This window comes from Nonomuraea sp. NPDC050733, from assembly GCF_040654215.1.
Taxonomy (GTDB): domain Bacteria; phylum Actinomycetota; class Actinomycetes; order Streptosporangiales; family Streptosporangiaceae; genus Nonomuraea.
This window is the reverse complement of sequence record NZ_JBFAHO010000004.1, coordinates 58,833-75,310: the sequence shown is the minus strand read 5'-3', so window position 1 is coordinate 75,310 and position 16,478 is coordinate 58,833. Positions and strand designations below refer to the sequence as shown.

Annotated in this window: 17 protein-coding genes; 8 read left to right on the top strand and 9 right to left on the bottom strand. The window is 68.8% G+C overall.

The genetic code is table 11. From position 1 onward, the window contains the following. Positions 1-14: 14 nt before the first annotated feature. The 4 genes from sigM to trxA all read left to right on the top strand — a co-directional run bounded on the left by sigM (position 15) and on the right by trxA (position 3,023). Positions 15-650 carry an RNA polymerase sigma factor SigM gene (gene sigM, locus AB0H64_RS09895; protein WP_357622359.1) on the top strand — a complete coding sequence of 212 codons (636 nt, stop codon included), beginning with the start codon at positions 15-17 and terminating at the stop codon, positions 648-650. After that, positions 640-1,620, top strand: coding sequence for a zf-HC2 domain-containing protein (locus tag AB0H64_RS09890; RefSeq protein ID WP_357622356.1), 981 nt, complete (start codon positions 640-642; stop codon positions 1,618-1,620). Before sigM ends, AB0H64_RS09890 begins: the two co-directional genes overlap by 11 nt. Positions 1,621-1,763: 143 nt before the next feature. Further along, entirely contained in the window at positions 1,764-2,696 is a 933-nt protein-coding gene (trxB, locus tag AB0H64_RS09885; protein ID WP_357622353.1) for a thioredoxin-disulfide reductase, read from the top strand. Between the two features lie 12 nt (positions 2,697-2,708). Continuing rightward, positions 2,709-3,023 (top strand): thioredoxin, encoded by a 315-nt coding sequence (trxA, locus tag AB0H64_RS09880; protein WP_357622350.1) that lies wholly within the window; start codon positions 2,709-2,711, stop codon positions 3,021-3,023. 82 nt (positions 3,024-3,105) lie between these two features. Here the strand turns inward: trxA and AB0H64_RS09875 are convergent, their stop codons facing one another. Further along, the gene (locus AB0H64_RS09875) at positions 3,106-3,723 is read right to left on the bottom strand and encodes a GNAT family N-acetyltransferase (RefSeq protein ID WP_310707773.1); all 618 of its coding nucleotides are present in this window, start codon (positions 3,721-3,723) and stop codon (positions 3,106-3,108) included. 267 nt (positions 3,724-3,990) lie between these two features. Between AB0H64_RS09875 and AB0H64_RS09870 the strand changes: the two genes are divergently transcribed. The 3 genes from AB0H64_RS09870 (at position 3,991) to AB0H64_RS09860 (ending at position 7,685) form a co-directional block, all read left to right on the top strand. Beyond that, positions 3,991-5,223, top strand: coding sequence for a PLP-dependent aminotransferase family protein (locus AB0H64_RS09870; protein ID WP_357622959.1), 1,233 nt, complete (start codon positions 3,991-3,993; stop codon positions 5,221-5,223). 378 nt (positions 5,224-5,601) lie between these two features. Beyond that, positions 5,602-6,558 (top strand): D-alanine--D-alanine ligase, encoded by a 957-nt coding sequence (locus tag AB0H64_RS09865; protein ID WP_357622347.1) that lies wholly within the window; start codon positions 5,602-5,604, stop codon positions 6,556-6,558. 80 nt (positions 6,559-6,638) lie between these two features. Beyond that, complete coding sequence (locus AB0H64_RS09860) at positions 6,639-7,685, top strand: beta-eliminating lyase-related protein (protein WP_357622344.1); 1,047 nt, start codon at positions 6,639-6,641, stop codon at positions 7,683-7,685. A 730-nt stretch (positions 7,686-8,415) separates the two neighbouring features. Here the strand turns inward: AB0H64_RS09860 and AB0H64_RS09855 are convergent. From AB0H64_RS09855 to rpmH, 8 genes are all read right to left on the bottom strand, one after another. Further along, on the bottom strand, positions 8,416-9,381 hold the full coding sequence (locus tag AB0H64_RS09855; RefSeq protein WP_357622341.1) for a ParB/RepB/Spo0J family partition protein: 966 nt from the start codon (positions 9,379-9,381) through the stop codon (positions 8,416-8,418). Between the two features lie 349 nt (positions 9,382-9,730). Beyond that, the gene (locus AB0H64_RS09850) at positions 9,731-10,660 is read right to left on the bottom strand and encodes a ParA family protein (RefSeq protein ID WP_357622338.1); all 930 of its coding nucleotides are present in this window, start codon (positions 10,658-10,660) and stop codon (positions 9,731-9,733) included. Positions 10,661-10,797: 137 nt separating this feature from the next. Continuing rightward, positions 10,798-11,469, bottom strand: coding sequence for a 16S rRNA (guanine(527)-N(7))-methyltransferase RsmG (gene rsmG / locus AB0H64_RS09845; RefSeq protein ID WP_357622335.1), 672 nt, complete (start codon positions 11,467-11,469; stop codon positions 10,798-10,800). A gap of 260 nt (positions 11,470-11,729) precedes the next feature. Further along, the gene (locus tag AB0H64_RS09840) at positions 11,730-12,218 is read right to left on the bottom strand and encodes a R3H domain-containing nucleic acid-binding protein (RefSeq protein WP_310708157.1); all 489 of its coding nucleotides are present in this window, start codon (positions 12,216-12,218) and stop codon (positions 11,730-11,732) included. 20 nt (positions 12,219-12,238) lie between these two features. Then, on the bottom strand, positions 12,239-13,189 hold the full coding sequence (gene yidC / locus AB0H64_RS09835; RefSeq protein ID WP_357622332.1) for a membrane protein insertase YidC: 951 nt from the start codon (positions 13,187-13,189) through the stop codon (positions 12,239-12,241). Between the two features lie 4 nt (positions 13,190-13,193). Then, positions 13,194-13,451, bottom strand: coding sequence for a membrane protein insertion efficiency factor YidD (gene yidD / locus AB0H64_RS09830; RefSeq protein ID WP_310708156.1), 258 nt, complete (start codon positions 13,449-13,451; stop codon positions 13,194-13,196). 17 nt (positions 13,452-13,468) lie between these two features. Then, entirely contained in the window at positions 13,469-13,831 is a 363-nt protein-coding gene (gene rnpA / locus AB0H64_RS09825; protein ID WP_357622329.1) for a ribonuclease P protein component, read from the bottom strand. Between the two features lie 72 nt (positions 13,832-13,903). Further along, the gene (gene rpmH / locus AB0H64_RS09820; protein WP_043614899.1) at positions 13,904-14,041 is read right to left on the bottom strand and encodes a 50S ribosomal protein L34; all 138 of its coding nucleotides are present in this window, start codon (positions 14,039-14,041) and stop codon (positions 13,904-13,906) included. Positions 14,042-14,499: 458 nt separating this feature from the next. On the opposite strand from rpmH, the gene dnaA reads away from it, so the two are divergent. Beyond that, positions 14,500-16,080, top strand: coding sequence for a chromosomal replication initiator protein DnaA (dnaA, locus tag AB0H64_RS09815; protein WP_357622326.1), 1,581 nt, complete (start codon positions 14,500-14,502; stop codon positions 16,078-16,080). Positions 16,081-16,478 lie beyond the last annotated feature (398 nt).

Genomic DNA, 16,478 nt, shown 5'->3' with positions numbered 1-16,478 from the left:
CAGGAATCCCTCTTGTGAACTCCCCACCCGAGACACCCTCATCAGCGGAGCGGCCGGCGATCAGTGACGCCGCGCTGCTGACCGCGCACATCGACGGGGATCCACACGCGTTCAGCGAGATCGTCAAGAGGCACCGAGACCGCATGTGGGCGGTCGCCCTGCGCACGCTCGGCGACCCCGACGAAGCGGCCGACGCCGTACAGGACGCGTTCGTGTCCGCCTATCGCAAGGCGGGCTCGTTCCGCGGCGAGGCGGCCGTCACCACCTGGCTCCACCGCATCGTCGTCAACGCCTGCCTCGACCGGATGCGCCGCAAGTCCATCCGGCCGGTCGCCGACGACGAGCTCATCGAGGCCGCCGAGCGTGAGACGCCCCTGCCCGACCAGACGGTCGAGCGGGAGGTCTCGATGGAGGTCTCCGCCGCGCTGAAACGGCTCCCGGCCGACCAGCGGGCGGCTCTCGTACTCGTCGACATGATGGGTTATTCGGTCGAAGACGCAGCTCAGGTGCTCGGCGTGCCCAGCGGCACCGTCAAGAGCCGATGCGCCCGAGGCCGGGCGAAGCTTGCCCCGATTCTTTCGCATCTGCGGAACCGTTCGGACCTCGGTCGCGTCTCATCCGGGAAGGGAGCAGAACTTCGTGACGGGTGATACGCACTACGATCTGGAGATCCTCGCCGAGTTGGCAGAGGGCCTCCTGGACGCCGGCACGGCCCGCCAGGTCCGCGACCATCTCGCGGTATGCGACTCCTGTGGGGAGCTCCTGGCAGACCTGGCGGCGGTTCGCGAGGTGCTCGCGGCGACTCCCACACCGGCCATGCCGATGGGTGTCGCACTGCGCATCGACAAGGCGCTCGCCGCCGAGGCACTCGCCGCCGGGGACGAGCAGCGGCGCGGGGGTGTGGACCTCGCCGAGGCACCGGACTGGGACAGACTCATGCGGGACGCTCCATGGGAGCGGCCCGCCGAAGTTAGTGAGCCGGTCCGCCTCAGGCCCGCCGCGCGCCTGGCGCCGGAGCCGGTCCACACGGTCCCCTCCTACGAGGAGCCGGCCCACGCGGCGGAGGCCGAGGAGACCGTACGGCTCGGAGTGGTCGCCGACGACGGGACCATCGTCCCGGCGCGGCGGGTGGCTCGACGGCGCCGGTGGGCTCTGCCGGCGGTCGCGGCCGCTGCCGCGGCGGCCGTCGTGGGCGGCGTCGTCGTCTCCGGCAACCTGCTCGCGACCGGTGGCGGCGGTGCGGGCTCCAGCCGGCAGGTGATGGCCCAGCCGGCCCCCGCCCGGACCAAGGAGGTGCCGAAGGCCAGGCCGTACGCGCTGACCGACAGCGGCCACAACTACAGCGACGGCGAGCTGCGCCAGCCCCTGGAGGGCTTCCTCGCCCCGGCGCCGATCGTGGCCGGTGTCACGGCCGACACCAACAAGGTGGCGACGTGCGTCAATCAGGTCGCCGGCCGTACCAAGCTGAAGATCTTTGCGGTCGACCAGGGACAGTACAACGGCCAGGAGGCCGTGATCGTGGCGTCCCGGCGGGACGAGGCGGCCAAGCGCATCCGCGTCGACGTCGTCGACCCGTTCCACTGCAAGAACCTGCGCAAGCCGAAACTCGGCCGCTGGTGATCTGTCGATCGTGAGCACACGTCAGAGCCCGCTTCGGCGGGCTCTTTCGTTTGATCCGGGCGTCGCGGGTAGGGGTGGGAATCACCGCGGCCTAGGATCTGTTGACGCCACTGGCAAAAACAGACGAGGAAGGCGTGGGAGCGTTGAGCGACGTTCGTAACGTGATCATCATCGGGTCCGGGCCCGCTGGCTACACCGCGGCCGTCTACTCCGCGCGCGCCGAGCTCAAGCCGCTGGTCTTCGAAGGCTCGGTCACCGCCGGTGGCGCCCTGATGAACACCACCGACGTGGAGAACTTCCCGGGGTTCCCCGACGGCATCATGGGCCCCGACCTGATGGACAACCTGCGCAAGCAGGCCGAGCGGTTCGGCGCCGAGCTGATGGCCGACGACGTGGTCGAGGTCGACCTGGAAGCCAACCCCAAGGTGATCAAGACCTACACCGACACCTACTACGCGAAGTCGGTCATCCTGGCGATGGGTTCGCGCTACCGCGAGCTGGGCCTGGAGAACGAGAAGCGGCTGTCCGGCCGGGGCGTGTCCTGGTGCGCCACCTGTGACGGCTTCTTCTTCCGCAACAAGGACATCGTGGTCGTCGGTGGCGGTGACACCGCGATGGAGGAGGCCACGTTCCTGACCCGGTTCGGACGCATGGTGACGGTCGTCCACCGCCGCGACCAGCTCCGCGCCAGCAAGATCATGCAGGAGCGGGCACTCGCCAACGACAAGATCCGCTTCGTCTGGGACAGCGAGGTCGTGGACGTCCTCGGCGACTCCCGGGTCGAGGCCGTCAAGCTGCGCAACGTGAAGACCGGTGAGGAGTGCGAGCTCGCCACCGACGCCCTCTTCCTCGCGATCGGCCACGACCCGCGCACCGAGCTGGTCAAGGGCCAGATCGACCTCGACGACGAGGGGTACATCAAGGTCGCCTCCCCCAGCACCCAGACGAACATCGACGGCGTGTTCGCCGCCGGCGACGTCGTCGACCACACCTACCGTCAGGCCATCACCGCGGCCGGCACCGGCTGCTCGGCGTCGCTCGACTCCGAGCGCTGGCTCGCCGCACTCGAAAGCTAAGGAGCGCACACCGTGAAGGCAGTAACCGACGCCACGTTCGAGGCCGACGTCCTCAAGAGCGACAAGCCCGTTCTGGTCGACTTCTGGGCCGAGTGGTGCGGCCCGTGCCGTCAGGTCGCGCCCATCCTCGAAGAGATCGCCAAGGAGCACGGCGACAAGCTGGAGATCGTCAAGCTCAACATCGACGAGAACCCCAACGTGCCGCGCGACTACGGCGTGCTGCAGATCCCGACCATGAACGTCTTCAAGGGCGGCGAGGTCGTCAAGCAGATCATCGGCGCCAAGCCGAAGGCCATGCTGCTGCGCGAGCTCGACGGCATCATCTGAGGCTCCGCGGTCACCCTGTACCGATGACGAAGGCCCTCCGCTCGCGCGGGGGGCCTTCTCGTTGTACGGGCCTGGAAGCGGCTCAGACGGGGCGAAGGGCGCGTTCCGGGCTCATGGAGCCGAGGAGCCGCTCCAGCGCCACCTCGACGTCCTCGCGCCACGACACGGCCGTCTTCAGCTCCAGCCGTAGCCGGGGGAAGCGCAGATGCGGCCGTACCGTCTTGAACCCGACCGAGAGCAGGTAGTCGGCCGGCACCACGCAGCTCGGCTCCTCCCACTTCAGGTCGCCGAACGCCTCGATGGCCTTGACGCCCCGCCGGGTCAGGTCCTTGGCCATGCCCTGGATCAGCATCCGCCCCAGGCCGCCGCCCGAGAACTCGGGGATGATGTGCGCCGTCATCAGCAGCACCGCGTCGGCGCTGACCGGCGAGGTCGGGAAGGCGAGGGAGCGCGGGGTGTAGAGCGGCGGGCTGTACAGGACGAACCCGGCGGGCACCCCGTCGACGTACACGATCTTCCCGCAGCTGCCCCACTCCAGCAGGGTGGCGGAGATCCACGCCTCCTTCTCCAGCGCGGGATCCCCCGAGTCGACAGCGCGCTCGCCGCCGAGGGGGTCGAGCTCCCAGAACACGCACCGCCGGCAGCGGCGGGGCAGATCGTCAAGATTGTCCAGGGTGATGTTGACCAGCCGGCGCGACAACTACGGCCCCAATCGTTGACCCGGAAAAGCCCGCGAAAACCGCGTCCCCAGCTGGCATCGTAGCTCAGTGGAACGCCGTCAGCGGGTACCACGGCGTCCAGCCCGGTCACGGGCGACATGCCCGACTGGCGTAATCTGTTGTTCCAGGTCTATCTGACACCGAGGAGGTGGACCGTGACAGAAGAGCTCAATCACGGTCAGACACCCGCGATCCATGGATCGCGCATCGACGCCTACGTCGACCGGTACGCCGCGCGAGCTACCGGGATGGTCGCCTCCGAGATCCGAGCTCTCTTCGCCGTCGCGTCGAGACCAGAGGTGGTCTCGCTCGCCGGCGGCATGCCGTACGTCACGGCCCTTCCCCTCGACATGGTCGGCGAGCTCGTCTCCGACCTGGTCACCAGGCGTGGCCCGGTGGCCCTGCAGTACGGCTCCGGCCAGGGCGATCCGCACCTGCGCGAGCAGATCTGCGAGGTCATGCGGCTGGAGGGGATCCAGGCCGGGGCGGACGACGTCGTCGTCACCGTGGGGTCGCAGCAGGCGCTCGACCTGATCACCCGCATCTTCATCGACCCCGGCGACGTGGTGCTGGCCGAGGGCCCGTCCTACGTGGGCGCCCTCGGGACGTTCGCCGCGTACGAGGCCAAGGTGGTGCACGTCGCCATGGACGACCAGGGCATCGTGCCCGAGTCGCTGGCGCAGACCATCTACGCCCTGGAGACCGCCGGGGCGCCGATCAAGTTCCTCTACACGATCCCGACGTTCCACAACCCCGGCGGCGTCACGCTCAACGTGGCCCGCCGTCAGCAGGTGCTCGACATCTGCCAGCGGGCCGGCGTGCTCATCGTCGAGGACAACCCGTACGGGCTGCTCGGCTTCGACGGCGAGCCGATGCGCGCCCTGCGCGCGGACAACGCCGACGGGGTCGTCTACCTCGGGTCGTTCTCCAAGACGCTCGCGCCCGGGTTCCGCGTCGGCTGGGCGCTCGCCCCGCACGCCATCCGCGACAAGCTCGTCCTGGCCATGGAGTCGGCCGTCCTGTCGCACTCGTCGTTCACGCAGCTCGCCGTCGGCCAGTACCTGGCCACGCAGCCATGGCAGGAGCAGATCAAGTCGTTCAGGGAGCTGTACCGGGAGCGCCGTGACGCGCTGCTGGAGGCCCTGGGGGCGCTCATGCCATCCGAGGTCACCTGGACGCGGCCGGGAGGCGGGTTCTTCGTCTGGGCGTCGTTGCCCGAGGGGCTCGACTCCAAGGCCATCCTGCCGCGCGCGGTGGCGGAGCGGGTGGCCTTCGTGCCCGGCACGGGATTCTTCTCGGACGGGAGCGGGGCGCGCAACATGCGCCTGTCGTACTGCTACCCGGAGCCGGACCGCATCCGGGAGGGCGTCCGACGGCTCGCCGGGGTGATCGAGCAGGAGATCCAGCTACGCGACACGTTCGGCACGGGCTCCACGCGCGGGCACGCGGGTGTCGACACGCCGGGCCCCGACCTGGCCTGAGGCTTTCCCTCCCGCCTGCTCCTGGTTCCATTCGCATTCGCACCTGTACGGGCCGGCGTCCCCGCGCGGACGCCGCCCGTACGGTCCCTTCTTGGTGCGGGCTCGCCGGTATGACGGGTGCTGCGTGATCACAGGGCAGGGACCGCACCGTACGGATCCCAGCAGCACCACCACCTCCACCGCTCAGCACCGCACCGCGGCCGACACCGGAACGGCCGACACCGCATCGCGGCCGGGCACCGCACCGTGGTCGGCACCGGATCGGGCGGCGCGCGGACGACCGGATGACGCCACGCGGTCGCCGGTGCCGCCCGCCGTACACCAGGGCTGCCCGCCGCCGGTACGGTTGGACAGCGTGCCATCAGCGGAGGAGATGTGATGAGCGATCTGGGCCACGTGCTCGTGCTGGCCGGGGGCCTCTCGTACGAGCGTGAGGTGTCCCTGCGCTCGGGCCGCCGCGTGAGCGAGGTGCTGCGCGCGGCGGGCATCGACGTGGAGACCCGTGACACCGATGCGTCGCTCGTGCCCTCCATCCTCGCCGATCCGCCGGACGCCGTCTTCGTCACGCTGCACGGCGGCGCCGGCGAGGACGGCGCGATCCGTACGGTGCTGGAGCTGCTCGGCGTGCCGTACGTCGGCGCGGACCCCGACGCGTGCCGGGTGGCCTTCGACAAGCCCACCGCCAAGGGGGTCGTCCGCTCGGTCGGACTGCGCACGCCGGAGTCCGTCACGCTGCCGAAGGAGACGTTCCACGACCTGGGCGCCACGGCCGTGCTCGGGCGCATCGTGGATCGGCTCGGCCTTCCCCTCTTCGTCAAGCCCGCCCGGGGCGGCTCCGCGCTGGGCGCCTCGTTCGTGCGCACCGCCGAGGAGCTGCCCGCCGCGATGGTGGGCTGCTTCGCCTACGGCGACACCGCGCTGATCGAGCGGTACGTGGAAGGAGTGGAGGTGTCGGTCTCGGTGGTCGACCTCGGGCACGGTCCCGTGGCGCTGCCGCCGGTCGAGATCGTTCCGGACGCGGGGGTCTACGACTACGCGGCCCGCTACACGGCAGGGCACACCGAGTTCTTCGCCCCGGCCCGCCTCACGCCCGACGCCGCGGCGGCCTGCGCCGAGGCGGCCGTGAAGGCCCACACCGCGCTGGGACTGCGCGACATCTCCCGAACGGATCTCATCGTGGACGCCTCGGGACAGCCGCACTTCCTGGAGGTCAACGTCGCGCCCGGCATGACCGAGACGAGCCTCCTGCCGATGGCGGCGGAGGCGGCGGGTCAGGACCTGGGCGCCCTCTGCCTCATCCTGCTCCGCCACGCGGCCGGCCGCGCCCAGGGCTGACCGCCGTCGAGGAGCCCTTCGGTGGGGAGGGCGGCCTTCCCTGGGGAGGCCGGCTCGGCCCACATCAGTAGCCTTGACATGTGCTGATCGATTCCATCTATCCCAAGAGCTTCGCCAGCGACAACCACGCCGGCGTGCATCCGGCCGTTCTCGACGCCATGACGGCCGCCAACGACGGCGACGCCCCCGCGTACGGAGGCGACCGATGGACCGAGGGCTTCGAGCGTCAGGTCAAGGAAGTGTTCGGCGGCGCGGCGGAGGGATTCGCCGTGTTCAACGGCGCCGGGGCCAACATGGTCGGACTGGCCCTCATGCTGGGCCGCTACGACGCCGTCATCTGCCCGGAGAGCGCGCACATCGCCACGCACGAGACCGGCGCGGCGGAGCGGCTGCTGGGGGTCAAGCTCATCACCGTCCCGACGGAGGACGGCAAGCTGCGACCGCACCACATCACCAGCCGCCTGGGTGTTCTGGGCCTCGCGCACGAGCCGCAGCCGCGCGTCGTCTCCGTCTCCCAGGTGACCGAGCTCGGCACCTGCTACTCCCCCGACGAGCTCGCCGCGCTCGCCCGCGTCGCGCACGACTCGGGAATGCGCCTGCACGTGGACGGCGCCCGGCTGGCGAACGCCGCGGCGTACCTGGAGTGCGATCTCCGGACCATCACGACGGACGCCGGTGTGGACGTCTTCAGCTTCGGCGGCACCAAGAACGGCGCGCTGGGGGCCGAGGCGGTGGTCGTCCTGGATCCGTCCCTGGCGCACGCCGTGCCGTTCCTGCGGCGGCAGTCGCTCCAGCTCGCCTCCAAGATGCGGTACGTCTCGGCGCAGCTCTCGGCTCTGCTGACGGACGAGCTGTGGCGCCGCAACGCCGCCCACGCGAACGCCATGGCCGCCCGCCTGGCTGCCGGGATCGAAGGACTGCCAGGGGTCTCACTGGCCTACCCGCTGCAGAGCAACGCCGTCTTCGCCGCCCTGCCGAAGGACGCGGCCGCCGCGTTGCTGGGGCGCTACCTCTTCCACTACTGGGACGAGGACGCGGGTGTGGTCCGCTGGATGACCGCCTTCGACACCACGCCGGAACACGTGGACGACTTCCTGGACGACATCCGCAAGGCAGTCGGCACTTGAGTGGTGCTCGACGGACATCCTCCAACGCCTGCGTCCCACGCCTATGTTTCACGTGAAACTGCGTCACTTGGACGCGGCTGGTGATGGGCAGTCCCGGCTTGCCTTCGCTCTGCGGGCGCTGTTTCACGTGAAACAGCCACTCGCCAGCGGTCCGTTGTTTCACGTGAAACCCGAACGGTAGGACGACGGAGTTTCACGTGAAACGCGAACGCCGAGCCGTCCGGCACAGCCGACGCCCGAGAAGTCGCACGAGTCAGCGGGGACAAGCGGCTCAGCGGGGACAAGTGGCCAGTGAGGACCACGGGTCACTGAGGACCACGGGCCAGTGAGGACAATTGGCCAGCGAGGACCAGCGACGACTGATGGCCGACAGGCGGCACGGACCGGCACGCGATGGCCGGCGGGCGACACGGGTCAGGCACGAGCGGCGATGAGCCCTACCGGTGGGGGAAGCGGCCCAGGAGCGTCTAGCTGCGCCCCGAGCGAGGACCCATGACGGCCGTGCGACGCCCGACATTGAGAGGACGCCCCAGGCCGACGGCGAGCGGCGCGGACGACAGACGGGCGAATAGTGGGACGCGGTCGGCCACGTTGCGGTGCCATGGGTGACAGGCGACGGCGTCGGGCCGTTGCGGTGCAGTGGTAACACGGGGATGGCGGCAAGAACCCTGTGGTTTCACGTGAAACAGCCGCAGCGGTCACGGCGGTGTTGTTTCACGTGAAACAGGAGTCAGGCGTCGGCTTCACGCATGGCGCGGGCGGCCTCAGGAGCCATGGTGCCGATGATGCGCTCCAGGTCGTCGATCGTGGCGAACTCCACCACGATCCGCCCCTTGCGCCGGCCGAGGTCCACCTTGACCTTCGTCTCGAAGTGGTCCGAGAGGCGGTCGGCGAGGTGGGTGAGTCCGGGGGCGGTGGGCCGGTTGGTGGGGCGGCGCTCGCGGGCAGGCTTGGGGGCCGCTGTCGCACCGCCGAGCGCGACGATCTCCTCCACCGCCCGCACCGACAGCAGCTCGGCCACGATCCGGTCGGCCAGCCGGATCTGCTCGGCCGCGCTGTCGAGACCCAGCAGGGCGCGGGCGTGCCCGGCGCTGATGGTGCCGGCCGCCACCCGGAGCTGCACCTCGGGCGGGAGGTTGAGCAGACGCAGGGTGTTGGTGATGTGGGAGCGGGAGCGGCCGACCTTCTGGGCGAGCTGCTCGTGCGTCGCCCGGAAGTCGTCCAGGAGCTGCTGGTAGGCGGCGGCCTCTTCGAGGGGGTTGAGCTGCTCGCGCTGGAGGTTCTCGATGAGGGCGTCACGGAGGAGGTCGTCGTCCTGGGTGTTGCGCACGATCGCCGGCACCGGGTCGAGCCCCGCCAGCCGGGAGGCACGCCAGCGCCGCTCCCCCATGATCAGCTCGTACTCGCCACCGCCGACCGAGCGGACGACGATCGGCTGCAGCAGGCCCACCTCGCGGATGGAGGCCGCCAGCTCTTCCAGCCGCTCCTCGTCGAAGATGTCACGTGGCTGCCGAGGGTTCGGCACGATGGCTTTGAGGGGGATCTCCCTGAAGTACGCCCCGGCGATCGGCAGGGGGCCGCTCTCGGTGGTCGTGCCGTTGGCGGGGTCCGGCGCCGTCCCCGTGCCGTCACCGATGGGACCGGTCGGGATGAGCGCCCCGAGCCCCTTGCCCAATCCCCGCCGCTGCTGACTCACTGCGTCTCCTCCACCCGGCCGAATCCGGTCACTCCAGGAGAGGTTACCGGTGCCGACGCGGCCCGGTGTGTCCTCGCCACACGCCGTTGTGCCTGATTTACACCTGGCAAGCCGGACCCCGGGCATGACAGGGCGGACACATGGCGCGCCCATACCCGCGCCACCTGCCGAGCCTCAGCGGTTGAGGTCACCTGCCAAACGTCCCGAACCGACTCCCCACAGCCGCACTCCCGGGGCCCCCCTTTGCTGCGCGGGGGTGCCACAGGCGCCACCGCCGGCGTTGTGCGGGTTCCGGTGAGAAGTTCTTCTCCGCAGCGGGCCGGGAGTTCCCGCCGGTTCGGTAGCGGTGCTAGACCACGACGTGGTGGGCGATCTCTCTGGCCGCGTCCATGTACGCCATGGCGCCGCTCGATCCCGGGTCGTACGTCATGACCGACTGCCCGTAGCTGGGCGCCTCCGACAGGCGGACGCTGCGCGGGATCACGGTGTTGAGGACCGTCTCACCGAAGTGTGCCCGGACCTCCTCCGCCACCTGCGACGCCAGGCGCGTGCGTCCGTCGTACATGGTGAGGACAATCGTCGACAGCCGCAGCGTCGGGTTGAGGTGCGCCTTGATCAGGTCGACGTTGCGCAGGAGCTGGCCGAGGCCCTCCAGGGCGTAGTACTCGCACTGGATGGGGATCATGACCTCGTCCGCGGCCACCAGTGCGTTGACCGTCAGCAGGCCGAGCGACGGCGGGCAGTCGATGATGATGTAGTCGAGCTCGGCGGTGTACGCGCTGAACGCACGGCGCAGTCGCGCCTCACGGGCCACCAGCGAGACCAGCTCGATCTCCGCACCGGCCAGGTCGATCGTGGCAGGAGCGCAGTACAGGCCCGGCATGTCGGGTACCTGCTTCACGATGTCGGCCATCGGGAGGTCGTCCACCAGGACCTGGTACACGTCGGGGACGTCACCGCGGTGCTCGGTGGCCAGCGCCGTTGAGGCGTTGCCCTGGGGGTCAAGATCAACGACCAGGACGCGCTGGCCGTTCATGGAGAGCGCCGCCGCGATGTTGACGGACGTCGTGGTCTTGCCGACGCCGCCCTTCTGGTTGGCAACCGCGATCACTCTGCACTTCGACGGGCGGGGCCAAGCACTCTCACTGCCGCCGGGGGCGTCTCCGGCTTGGGTGGCCGCCTGAGTCGCAGATGTTTCACGTGAAACCACGGAGGTGAGCGCCTCTCGTACCAAAGGGGAATCGCCGGGGTTCAGTGGGGTCTGGGTCACGATGGCCATCCTTTCAACCCGTGGTGGGCCGGTGTCGGGAATTCGCTGCGGCGACACGCCCAATTCGGGCCAGCCCACGCCCGTGGGACTTTCGGCCAGAGGACCGTCGGGCCAGCCAAGACCGCTTGACGCGACTGGCACCACCGTCACCTCCTTCGTCGCCGCCTGGCAACCTCCGGCGCGCGACCTGCTACCACCCGGACCAGTGTCGCAGGCGGCTCGACCTTACCGCGCCCGACTGTGACAAGCTCAGCCGTCCTCGCTCCAACGGCGCGGAGCTGTGGCTCGGCCTCGGTGAGCTCCTCGGCGGCGCGCTCCCCCTTCATGGCGATCAGCTCGCCGCCTTCGCGCAGGAGCGGCATGGCCCACTTCAGCAGCCGGTCCAGCGGCGCGACCGCGCGAGCGCTCGCCACGTCGAACACCCGTTTGCCCGCCAGCTCCTCCGCCCGGCCGCGCACCACCTCGACGTTGCTCAGCTTCAGCGCCTCGACGCACTCCTCCAGGAAGACGGTGCGGCGCAGCAACGGCTCCAGGAGGGAGACCTGAACGTCCTGCCGGACGATCGCCAGCACCAGTCCGGGAAGCCCGGCGCCGGAGCCGATGTCGACCAGGCTGACGTCCTCGGGCACGGCCTCGGCGACGACGGCGCAGTTGAGCAGGTGGCGGTCCCAGATGCGCGGCACCTCGCGCGGGCCCAGCAGGCCGCGCACGACGCCGGGCCCGGCCAGGAGCTCGGCGAAGGTGTTCGCCCGGTCCCATGCCTCGCCGGTGAAGACGTCCCGTGCGATGCCGGGCGGAGCGGGTAGCTCATCGCTCACTGGTAGGTGGCCCTTTCTCGGGGTGGTGACGGATGACGTCTGCGGCGGTCCGCGGGCGGTGTCGAGTCAAGGCTAGCCACCTTCTCGAGTGCGGCTCGTACGAGACGTCACCGGGAGACCACCGAACCACCCCGCCGGGCGTCCCGCGCTTCCGTACGGAGTCGCGTACCTCCCATGGCGGGCGAATGGCGGGATACATGCGAACGGCCGCCAGCCCTCGCGTGTCGGGGCTGGCGGCCGGACTGGTGCACGGGGCCGGGTCAGGCGGGGAAGACCACCACGTACCGCTGAGGCTCCTCGCCCTCGGACTCGCTGCGGAGCCCGGCGGCGGCCACGGCGTCGTGGACGATCTTGCGCTCGAACGGGGTCATGGGGCTCAGCGACTTGGGCTCGCCCTTCTCCCGGACCTGGTGGGCGACCTCGCTGCCCAGCTTGGTCAGCTCGGCGCGGCGGCGCTCGCGGTAGCCGGCGACGTCGAGCATGAGGCGCGACCGCTCCCCGGTCTGCCGGTGCACGGCCAGGCGGGTGAGCTCCTGGAGCGCCTCCAGGACCTCGCCCTCGGGTCCGACGAGCTCGTTGCCCTTGAGCCCGACGACGGAGACGAGGGCACGGTCGCCCTCGACGTCCATGTCGATGTCGCCGTCGATGTCGGCGATGTCGAGAAGGCCCTCGATGTAGTCGGCCGCGATCTCGCCCTCCTGCTCGAGCGCGTTGAGATCAGGAGCCTTCTCCTGCTCGGCCTCGGTCATGACCGCCCTCTCCTTCGTGTTCACGACTTCTTGCTGCCGGTTCGCTTGCTGCGGGGCTGGCGGGTGGGCTGCTGTCTGACGATCTTAGGCTCGGGCGGAGCGGGGGGCGCCTGCTCTTCGGGAGTAGTGCCACGGATCTTGGAGATGAGCCCCTGCTTGGGCTGGACGGGGATGACGTTGCCCTTGGCGTCGTACTGCGGCATGGGGTGCCGGCTGTAGAACCAGTGCTGCTGGCCGAGCGTCCACAGGTTGGTGGTGACCCAGTAGAGGATCAGGCCGAGCGGGAAGTTCAGGCTGAAGAAGGCGAACAGCGGCGAGATGTACATGAGGATCTTCTGCTGCTGCGCCATGGGGTTGTCCGGCATCTGGGCCATGGAGCGGCCCACACTCTGCCGGACGGTGAGGAACGTGGTCAGCGAGCTGATCGCCACGAAGATGCCGAGCACGATCTTGGTCTGGATGACCGTCGCGTCGAAGCCCGTGATCTGCGCCTCGGACATGAAGAAGCTGGCCGGGAGCGGCGCGCCGAAGATGTGCGCGGACCTGGCGCTGTCGACGAGCTCCTGCGTCATGCCGTAGACGGCGCGGCCGTCGGCCATCGCCCGCAGCACGGTGAACATGGAGATGAAGATCGGGAACTGCGCGACGACGGGCAGGCAGCCACCGAGGGGGTTGGCGCCCTGCCCTTGGTACAGCGCCATGACCTCCTGGTTCATGCGCTGCTTGTCGTTCTTGTACCGCTTACGAAGCTCCGCGACCTTGGGGGCCAGTTCCTGCATCTTCCGCGACGAGCGCATCTGCTTGAGGAACAGGGGGAAGATCAGGATCCTCATGAACACGGTCAGCGTGATGATGGTCAGCGCCCAGGTCAGCCCGCCGTCCGGGTTGAGGAACGTGCTGTATCCCGTATGGATCCAGATGATGACGTGGGCTACGGCTTCATAGAGCCAGCTCAGCCAGGACAGCTCCACCGAGCTATCTCCCTTGCATTTCGTGGGACCGAACCGGGCGTGGGGGCACCGGGTCTATACCTCCGGGGTGAAATGGATGGCACCGCCCGATGCGCCGGACAGTCAGCCAGGTGCCGCGCAATGCACCGTGTACGGCGATCGCCTCGAGCCCGTATGCGCTGCACGAAGGATGGAAACGGCAGTGCGGACCGAGCATCGGGCCGATGAAGGCCCGGTAGAACCGGATGGGGAGGATCAGTGCCCGAGCGGCGAGGCTCGGCATCCCCTGCGGCTGCTCCGTCATCTTTGTCCATCCATCGAGGACTCGCGCCGCCTCAGGAGTCGATCCAGTGCGAGGTCAAGCTCGGCGGCTAGGTGCTCGGATCGCGCTGACGCGGCCGGTGGATTGGCGCGTACCACAAGCAGGCTACCTCTCGGCAGCCGTGCGAGACGGTCCCGCATCAGGTGTCGAAGCCGACGCTTGACCTTGTTGCGGATGACGGCGCCACCGACGGCTCGGCTCACCACGAAACCCACCCGAGGTGTCTCATCCCCCGAAATAACGAGATGCACCACCAAAGTGGGGCGACCGGCGCGTCTGCCGCGCTTGATCGCCTCCTGGAACTCCTCCCCGCGCCGCATGCGGGATTCTCGGGACAGCACGTGAAAGGACCGTATACGCCTATCGCCCGCCGGCGGACATCACCGGCGGGCGGACTATCAGGCGCGGGGCGATCAGGCCGACAGCTTCTCGCGGCCCTTGCGACGACGGGCGGCGAGAATGGCGCGGCCGGCCCGGGTGCGCATCCGCAGCCGGAAGCCGTGGGTCTTCGCGCGACGACGGTTGTTCGGCTGGAAAGTACGCTTGCTCACGGGTGGGCTCCAGGCTTGATGGTGCGCCCAGGGGCGCTTTAAACACATGGCTGGCCTGCCGTGGGAGCGAGGGCACGCGAAATAGCCGTCGCGTGGCAAGCCGACCGTCGTACGTTACGGGCCAGACGCGTCCTAGGTCAAACCGGCGGACGCCGCCGCGAGGTTATCCACCTATCCACAGGCGGGTTTTCCACCGCCCCGGCCGTGTCCACAGTATGTGCACCCAGGTGCCACTAGGCTGTGGACAACGTCTTGAACACAGCTGTGCACATAGCTACTGTCGGCCAGTCCGGGGCCATGTGAGGCTGTGGACATCCTGTGGATCGCCTGTGGAGATCCTGGGCCGCGCGCCCGGTTCCCGGGCTGTGGACGGACGGGGTCGACCGTCACACAGGCGGCACCCGGGTGTGGATAAACAATCGCGGGGGGCCGCGGAAAGGAAGGAGGGGAGTGGCGCCATGAACGCTGCCGAGCTCGCCACGGTCTGGTCCAGGGCTCTGGGCAACTTCATCAACGAGAACGTCCCCGTGCAGCAGCGCACGTGGCTGTCCATGGTCCGCCCGATCGCCGCGGCCGGCGACACGATCGTGCTCGGCGTCCCCAACGACTTCCTCAAGGACCTCATCGAGGGCAAGCTGCGCCAGCCGGTGACGACGGCGCTGTCGCAGGAGCTCGGCAAGGCCGTGCGGCTGGCCGTGATGATCGACACGACCGCCCCCGAGCAGCCCTCCGGCGAGACTCATCAACAGCCTGTGGGCAACGGTTATCCCCAGGGTGTGGATCAGCAGCTGCGTTTCCCCCAGCCCCCGTCGTCCCAGCATTACGCGGCTTCAGAGCCCCCGCAGTTCTATTCTCCACAGGCCGAGCCGGCTCAGTCGTCCACCGAATATCCACAGCCTGGCTTCAGTTTTGAACAGGCACAGCCGTACACACCGCCTGTGGAAAAGGCGCCGGAGCCGCCGCCGAACCGGTGGGAGGCGAAGAGCACGAAACCCAGCGAACCGGCCAGACTCAACCAGAAGTACACGTTTGAGACATTCGTCATCGGGGCCAGCAACCGGTTCGCACACGCCGCGGCCGTGGCCGTGGCCGAATCCCCCGCGAAGGCGTACAACCCGCTCTTCATCTATGGCGACTCGGGGCTCGGCAAGACGCATCTCCTGCACGCCATCGGTCATTACGCGCAGAGCCTGTACGACGGCGCGCGGGTGAGGTACGTGAGCTCGGAGGAGTTCACCAACGACTTCATCAACAGCATCCGCGACCACAAGGCCGACGGCTTCCGCGGGCGCTACCGCGCGATCGACATCCTGCTCGTGGACGACATCCAGTTCCTGGAGGGCAAGGAGCAGACGCAGGAGGAGTTCTTCCACACCTTCAACACCCTGCACAACGCCAACAAGCAGATCGTCATCTCCAGCGACCGGGCGCCCAAGCAGCTCATCACGCTGGAGGACCGGCTGCGCAACCGGTTCGAGTGGGGCCTGATCACCGACGTCCAGCCGCCCGAGCTGGAGACCCGCATCGCCATCCTCCGGAAGAAGGCGATCCAGGAGGGCCTGGCCGCGCCGCCCGAGGTGCTGGAGTACATCGCGAGCCGCATCTCCACCAACATCCGCGAGCTCGAAGGCGCCCTGATCAGGGTGACCGCGTTCGCCAGCCTCAACCGGCAGGGCGTCGACCTGCAGCTCGCCGAGGTGGTGCTGAAGGATCTGATCACCTCCGAGTCGGGCCCGGAGATAACGATCGCGACGATCATGGCCAAGACCGCCGAGTACTTCGGCATCAGCATCGACGACCTGTGCGGCAGCTCGCGCAGCCGGGCGCTGGTGAACGCCCGTCAGATCGCGATGTACCTCGCCCGCGAGCTGACGGAGCTGTCGCTGCCGAAGATCGGCCAGCAGTTCGGCGGCCGCGACCACACGACGGTGATGCACGCGGAGCGCAAGATCCGCTCCCTCATCGCGGAGCGCAGGTCGATGTACAACCAGGTCAATGAGCTGACAATGCGCATCAAACAGACCACCAGCGGGTCCTGAGCAGTTATGCACAGCCTGTGGATAACACTGTGGACCAGGGGAAACGCGCACGGAGGGCCGTCAGCCGCCCCACAATGCCCGGAAATTTCGCCCACAGGGGCTGGGGATAAAGGTGGGGACATCCTGCGGATAACTTGGGGACAACCTGTGGATGCCCTGTGGACGCCCTGTGCACAGTCATTTGAGGCCGCGCGAACAGGCGGTTTACCCCGTGGATAACCGGTGGAAACCTTGTGGATGACCGGTGGATGAACACCCCCTTGTCTGGGGACAGCGTGTGCACAACTTTCCGTCATCCCCAGGCGGCGAAGTTGTCCCCAGGCGTCACCCACAGGGGCGGTGGATGAAAACAGGCGGCCTGAGCAGCGGAAACGCCGGTTGTCCACAGTATCCACACC